Source organism: Candidatus Hydrogenedentota bacterium (assembly GCA_019695095.1).
Taxonomy (GTDB): domain Bacteria; phylum Hydrogenedentota; class Hydrogenedentia; order Hydrogenedentales; family SLHB01; genus JAIBAQ01.
On the sequence record JAIBAQ010000259.1, the window covers coordinates 1 to 6743 of the forward strand.

Here is a 6743-nt window from a genome sequence, read left to right on the forward strand (position 1 = left end):
GCCTCCCCGCGCATTTGGTCGACACTCGCAAATCTCACTTCACCCGCAAGCGGATCTTGCCAGAACCGGCTGTCGCTGCCTCCGGCCGTCATGGGAATGTCTTGCAGACCCGCCAAGGCTTCGATACCCCGCCCAAAATGATCTTCCCGTTCTCCGAATAGAACCTTTCCGATGCGGCGGTTAAAGACGTCCGCGGAGGTTGCCCCGTCGTTCCAAGCGCACTCCGCGCCCCACGCAATACCGTGCCAGTTAGGAGCGTTTAGCGTCCGGCCGCCGTCGTCCCATGCGGTGTTGATGACACCCCACGCGCCGTGCTTCGCGCCGTCACGCGTGAAGTTCTGGATGTTGACCGTCGCGCCGCGAAAGTCGGGAAGGATGCGTCCGTAATTGCGCACGCTGGGGCAGACCACAAAGTCGTATCCGGCTTTCACAAACGGAAGGATTTGGCCTTCGTAGCTGTCGGCGGGTTCGTACCCCCACGTCAGCATGAGCGTATCCTTGGGAATCATGGTGAGCGTCTCAGGATGCTGAAGCACGATATCGCCCCACATCATCATGCGCTTACCGTAGCGCTTCGTGATCAAGGCGTGTACACGCGCGATGTGCTGGGCGTATACCGTTCCTTCGCCCTTCTCTGCGACGAGGGCTTTGGCAGGACCGGTGCCGAGTCCCTGAGTCTCGTCACAGCACACGTTGAAATACGGGAATGGCAACAGCGGCATTTCCTCGGAGTAGAGGTCGTTCAGGAAATCGTAGGTAGCTTCGACGGTTGGGTTCAGTATCCAACTCGTCTCGGCGAGCGGTTTGTACTCGTCGTAACACAACACGCGTTCCATGTGTCCAAACGACTGCTGATTCCCCAAGATGTTGACGTGCCGGGGTATGGCGTAGGCGACCAGCGCCTCCAGTTCACCGGGCGTGAGGGAGCCGTCTACCGGGCCGATGATGGGATGCTTCTTGAACGCGAACTGGCTCTCCATGTAGTAGGTGAAGACGTTGAGCTTAAAATACGCGCCGAGATCGATACCGCGACGAAGGGTTTCAAATGTAGAACTCGGAATACGCGTGAGATCGTCCTGATACGCGCGCCATGCAAGCTTTCCGGGACGGTCGGCGATCTTGACGCACAGAAGCGAATTATCGATTCGATTCGCGCGCAGCAATTGCACCAAGGTTTGCACGCCGTACAAAAGCCCGGCTGCCTCGTTTGCTTTCACATCAACGCGGTCGGGGCGAACAAACAGGTTAAAGGCCTCGCCTCCATCGCTCTTGGGAGGAAAGAGTTCATCGCGCTTGGCTTTCCAAGGAAGAAACTCGAAGTCAGATTGCTTTGCCTTTTCGGGAACTGCTTCAGGAAGCAGTAGCGCAAACTCCAGCCGTTTGCTCTTGACGGCAAGCAGCCTAGGCGGAGTGAGGCCCGCGCGCGAGAATTCCTCGCGCACCATCGGCCCGACGAGGTCCATCCATTTCTCAGGTGCAGCCAAGACAAGCGGGCGCGCGAGTGCGAATTCACCCGTCTCCAACGTGACGTCCTTGGGATAGGGAATGAGGTTAAGCGCGTCCGTGGATTGAGCATATGATGAGAATCCCAAGCACAACAGCCCCAGTAAACAAACGACTATGCGGTAACGCATACCTCCGCCCTCCTGTTCACAAAGTGCCCCCATTCTCGCATACGATGGTGCCGCCTGTCGCGCCATCATCCGATGAATCCGCGATCCCGACGTCTACTGATTGTCTACATCCCTGCGCGATTCTACTCTTTTCCGCAGAGCAGCCCACCCAAGGACAGCAGCCCCAAATACCACCCATGACACGCCCGATACCCACACGCCTACGTCAAATGCCCTTGGCGCATACTCCAGCCGAATCGTATGACGTCCCGCGGCGAGCGGAATGGCGCGAAGCCCGTGGAAGGCCGGAAGGATCTCGTAACTCGACTGCGGACTGTCTCCGACTGATGCGGCGCGCCACCCAATGCTGTAGGCGTCGGTGTTGATGAGAATGGCGGGATTGCCGAGACTCGCCTCAATCGTTACAAAATCGGTCGAACTCTCAAGCACGTTCACCGTGTCCGCAGGAGCGGCAGGCGTCTTCGGCGCGGGCTGCGGATTGGGCTCGCTTTCGAGCAGCGCAGTCGTGCGCAGGTCAACTGCGGGGTCCACGATTGCGTCGAGAATCTGCTCTTTGGGCATCACGCGGTAGTCATGCACAAAATAGAATCGCGGAAACGGCTCTCCGATCTCGGTGATTTCAGGCATGTCCGACTTGCCGTCAATGTAATACCGGCAACGGAGCAGACTCAGAAGATGCCGATCCAGCATCGGAGAGACCTCTTCGGGGCGCATCTCAATCGGATATCCGGCAGCAGCAACAAGCTGTGCGTAGCGGTCGAGCATGATCGGATCGGAGCCCCACACATTGGCAATCCGGTTTCGCACTTGACGTTCAATCGTTAGCGCGGGACTATCGAGAACACGGTAGTCGCCGGGATGCTGTGCGATGAGATCGTTTACGGCGGGGTCATCAAACGCAGTCGCAGGCAAAAGGGATCGGTTGCCGTGCGCGTAGAGGCTCAGCTCCATCAATCCGACAATCAGTACCGCACGAATGGCCCAAGGACGCCGCGTACCGGACAGTATCAAACACACCGCCAGTACGAAGGTGATGAAAACCGGCCATACCAGCGTTGATAAGTCGACGCTCGAACCGCGCGCCAGCCAGTTGCCCGCCGCGATGAACAACGCCATGATCCCCAGCCCTGCCGCCGCGAATCGCTTGTTCGCACCGGGACATGTGAGAAGATGGTGAGCACCCATACCCGCCAGCAGCGCGCCGAACATCGTCGCGAAAAACAGGAATCGCGCGGGCGCGCGAAAGAAGGCGAAGCCCGGCACACCATGGTACGCAAGAGCAAAGAGGGGCGTTGAGCTTCCAAGCGCCAGCGTTGCTGTGAGCGCAATCATGGCGATGCACATCCAACGCAAGCGCCCCCTAAAACGGAGCGCGCCCACCAGCGCCAAGACCAGCGCGGTTACGCCCACGAAGCACGCCGATTCGTGATCGAAACTCCTCCCCAGCCAATGCGACCCCGGCTTGAATGCGCTGCCAAAGATATCGGGCGCGACAAGCCGCATCACGTTCTCGCGAGGTAGCGAAAACGACGACGCAAATGCGACATCCGCACCGCCGGCCCGAGTACATTCCCGGGAGATCGCGAGCCCGGGAGCGAGTTGTGCCGCGCTCAAGAGCACCGGCGCAATCGCCATTACTGCGAGCAGCCCAATTTTTCGGAACCGATGTGCCACAAAACACAATCGCAACGCACAATAAGCACCCAGGGTGAAAGCCGTGTAGTAGACGCATTGAGGATGACCGGCGAGAATCTGGAGTGTGACTGCGAGAATCCCGAGGAAGAGCCAGGGTATTTTGGATTTTGGAGCTTGGATTTTGGATTCAATGGTCGTGACAATTCCGCTGCATTGCGATCGCGGAGGTTGCGAATCGCCGATCAGTTTGTCGGCAGCAAGGAAGACCAGAGGAGCCCATGCCCAGGAGTCGATCATCGACAAGTGCCCAACGCGAAGGTGCGCCACAAATACGCCCGACGACATCACCACGACCGCGGAGAAGAACGATGCCAGCCGGCAAACGCCGCGGCCTCGCACCCATGCATACATGAAGACGCCCAGTAACCACGTGTGCAGCGCGATTTCCACGTTTAACGCGTTTGTTACGGGCAGCATGAGATAGATCGCGTTGAGCGGATACAGCAACGCCGACGTGAAGTTGGCAAGGTACGGGTACCCCGAGAACATGTAGGGGTTCCAGAGCGGCAGATTCCCTGCGCGCAGTTCCCCGAATCCAAACGCGCGCGTCGCGAAGAAGTACCGGATATCGTGATCCGCTAACACCACGTCTCGCGCGGAGAAGAGACCGTCGCCAAAGAGCATCAGGGTGTACGCCAACAACGCGGCAGGCGCGATAAATAGCGCCGACTTGGCGCTTGATTGCGAGCTTGCGGTTACTTCTTTCATGGTGTGCGCGAGAATAGCACGCGCTTTGCGGAAACGCGAAGCGGACTATGCCATCTTTCGCGCACGGATAAATAGCTGCGGTCCGCGCGGAATCAAATCGTGCACGAGATAGACATAATACGTCACCGCGAATAGGAGACGTTTCGGAAATGACAGTCGCCCCTGAATGACGTGCTTCTCCACCTGGCGGTACCATTTTGCGGTCAAGAACTTCTGCAACGTAAAGAACGGCCATCCCCAATTCGCCGCGTATTCGATGCGATAGCCCATAGACTCCATTTCCCGGCACAGGTCTGCAAGCACGAAGTGTTGCGTGTGTCCGTAGAGGGCATCGGGCGGATCGAGCGGAACACTCGGCGTTGTCAGAATAAGCATGCCGCCAGGTTTGAGGTGCGCGTGAATCCACTCCAGAATGCGCCGGTACTCGGGCGTGTGCTCAATGACTTCGGTACACACGGCTACGTCAATTTGCCGCGCCAACTCAGGGTACGACCCTTCTAAAAGATGCTGAGATTGAAACTGCCGCCGCACCATTTCGATGGCCTCGGGACTTAAGTCGCAGCCGCCAAGCTGGGAGTCCTCCAGATGAAGCAGTTGCTTCGCCGCACGCAGTACGGCTCCCGACCCGCAACCGTAATCGAAAAGAAGGAAGTCCTCCGCAGGCCTTACCATGGCGAGAGATCGTAGAACAAACCGCCTCCGGTGCCTGCTCGTGGGGTGATTCTCGTAGACGTCCGCACCGCGCCCCCAGAACTCCTTGAAGAAGGCGAGGTTTTTGTCTTCGTGCGAGGCAGTCATGACCGCGTACTGCGTTCCGTGGTTTCGGCCACGATATACCGCGGCCGGAACTTCGTCTCGTGATATACCGTGGACAGATATTCGCCGATGATTCCAAGCGCGATCATGGTGAAACTGCCGATCCATAGTTGCAGGATGATGACGGTCGCAAACCCGGGAACGGCGTAACCTCCCGCCCACGTCCACAGCGTCTTGATTGTGAGCAAGACGGCCGCGACAAGCGACAGTACGCCCATCAGCGACACGAACTGCATGGCCGCAGTAGAGAATGACGTCAAACCCGTGATCGCAAGCCGGTACAAGCGCGGCAACGACCACGTAGAACGACCGCCTTGTCGGGGTTTCACGTGCATGGGCAGGCGCGCATGGCGGAATCCCAGCCACGCGACCAACCCGCGATAAAATGTCTGGCGCTCTTGAAGCGTGAGAAACGCCGTCACGACGCGGCGATCGAGGAGTTTGAAGTCACTCGAATCCGCAAGGTTCAAGCCAGACAACCGGCACATCAGGGCGTTAAACACACGCGCGTGCACGCGATACCACGCCGGTTCTTCACCGCGCTCCTCTTTCACGGCATCCACCACGTCGACGTTTTCGCGCACCCAGAGGCGCACCATCTCCGGAATCAATTCCGGCGGGTGCTGCAGATCGGCATCCATCACGATTACCGCATCGCCCTGCGCGTGTTCGATACCGGCGCAAATTGCCGCCTCTTTACCGAAGTTGCGGCTCAACCGCACACAACGGCAGTGCTCGTGTTCTTCCCTGAAACGGTTGAGAGCATCCCACGTGCCATCCGTCGACCCGTCATCGACAAGAACGAACTCGACCGACGAGACACCCATATCGCCAAGACCCAGCACATGCTTACGGATTTCGGCAAGCGACGCTTCGATGTGAGTCCCCTCGTTGTAACAGGGGATTACGATGGAAACAGATTCGTGGGCCATGGCTTCCTTCCACGCGTACAACGCCCGAATCGATTATGCCCGAAGCGTATGCGAACCACTTCGGAAATGCAACGCGTGGCATTGGCGCAAGCGGCTCACTATGATACGTAGCGGCCAATGGAGTTCCTTGCCGGATGACGACATCAGACGACACATCAAAGACCAACGGACGCCGTACGGGCGATACCATCGCCATCGACGGCGCGTATCAGTACCGCGCCCTCACATCGGGAAATGCCGTCCAGCGATTCTGGCACGCCTCCAAACAACTGGTCATCGGCCAGTTCCTCCCCCCTTCTCCCGGTGATTTTGTCGTCGACGTAGGCTGCGGATCGGGCGTCGTCTCGAATTACCTCGGCAGTTTTGGTGCGCGGGTCTGGGGTGTGGATGGCAACGAGGCGGCCATCGAATTCGCGCGCGGCAAGTTCGGCTCGGAGACCGTCTCTTTTGTTAGAGGATACGTCGACGAACACATCCAATTACCACAGCCCCCGGACGAGATGTATTGCCTGGAAGTCATCGAGCACATCTATCCCGATCAAGGCGTTGCCATGCTCCGCGTCTTCCACAATCTGTTGAAACCGGGCGGCAAAGTGCTGCTGACAACTCCCAACTACCGTAGCCTCTGGCCCATTATCGAATGGGCACTGGACCGTCACGGCGCCGCCGCGCATATGGCCGAGGATCAACACGTTTGCCACTACCACCCCGCGCGGTTACGACAGACCGCCGAGCAAGCAGGTTTCACCGTCGAAACCCTAACGACCTTCTGTTTCCTTGCGCCCTGGGTTGCGCCTGTCAGCAATCGCTTTGCCCACGCCCTTCATCGTATCGAGGTAAAATCTCCGCTCAAGGTGGGCTCGCTGATCCTCGCCGTTCTCGTTAAGCAATCGTAGGCACCGCGTCATTCGGAAGATGAGTCAACGTTTTCGACGAGTTGCGCATCGTATCAAGGTGC

The 6743-nt window shown here is 58.3% G+C and carries 5 protein-coding genes; 1 reads left to right on the forward strand and 4 read right to left on the reverse strand.

The genetic code is table 11. From position 1 onward, the window contains the following. From K1Y02_24195 to K1Y02_24210, 4 genes are all read right to left on the reverse strand, one after another. Nucleotides 1-1634, reverse strand: a 1634-nt coding sequence (locus K1Y02_24195; GenBank protein MBX7259483.1) for a beta-N-acetylhexosaminidase, incomplete at its 3' end; no start/stop codon positions are given. Nucleotides 1635-1727: 93 nt separating this feature from the next. Beyond that, nucleotides 1728-4037 (reverse strand): hypothetical protein, encoded by a 2310-nt coding sequence (locus K1Y02_24200; protein ID MBX7259484.1) that lies wholly within the window; start codon nt 4035-4037, stop codon nt 1728-1730. A gap of 45 nt (nt 4038-4082) precedes the next feature. Further along, a complete protein-coding gene (locus tag K1Y02_24205) occupies nt 4083-4835 on the reverse strand; it encodes a class I SAM-dependent methyltransferase (GenBank protein MBX7259485.1) in 753 nt (250 codons plus the stop codon). Beyond that, the gene (locus tag K1Y02_24210) at nt 4832-5785 is read right to left on the reverse strand and encodes a glycosyltransferase family 2 protein (protein ID MBX7259486.1); all 954 of its coding nucleotides are present in this window, start codon (nt 5783-5785) and stop codon (nt 4832-4834) included. Before K1Y02_24210 ends, K1Y02_24205 begins: the two co-directional genes overlap by 4 nt. A gap of 134 nt (nt 5786-5919) precedes the next feature. Here K1Y02_24210 and K1Y02_24215 point away from each other — a divergent pair, with 134 nt between their 5' ends. Next, nucleotides 5920-6681 (forward strand): class I SAM-dependent methyltransferase, encoded by a 762-nt coding sequence (locus tag K1Y02_24215; protein ID MBX7259487.1) that lies wholly within the window; start codon nt 5920-5922, stop codon nt 6679-6681. The last annotated feature ends 62 nt before the right edge of the window (nt 6682-6743 follow it).

Excerpts from the sequence above, each read along its gene's own strand:
- K1Y02_24200 (MBX7259484.1), bottom strand. The coding sequence starts at position 4,037 with ATGAAAGAAGTAACCGCAAGCTCGCAATCAAGCGCCAAGTCGGCGCTA.
- K1Y02_24205 (MBX7259485.1), bottom strand. The coding sequence starts at position 4,835 with ATGACTGCCTCGCACGAAGACAAAAACCTCGCCTTCTTCAAGGAGTTC.
- K1Y02_24210 (MBX7259486.1), bottom strand. The coding sequence starts at position 5,785 with ATGGCCCACGAATCTGTTTCCATCGTAATCCCCTGTTACAACGAGGGG.
- K1Y02_24215 (MBX7259487.1), top strand. The coding sequence starts at position 5,920 with ATGACGACATCAGACGACACATCAAAGACCAACGGACGCCGTACGGGC.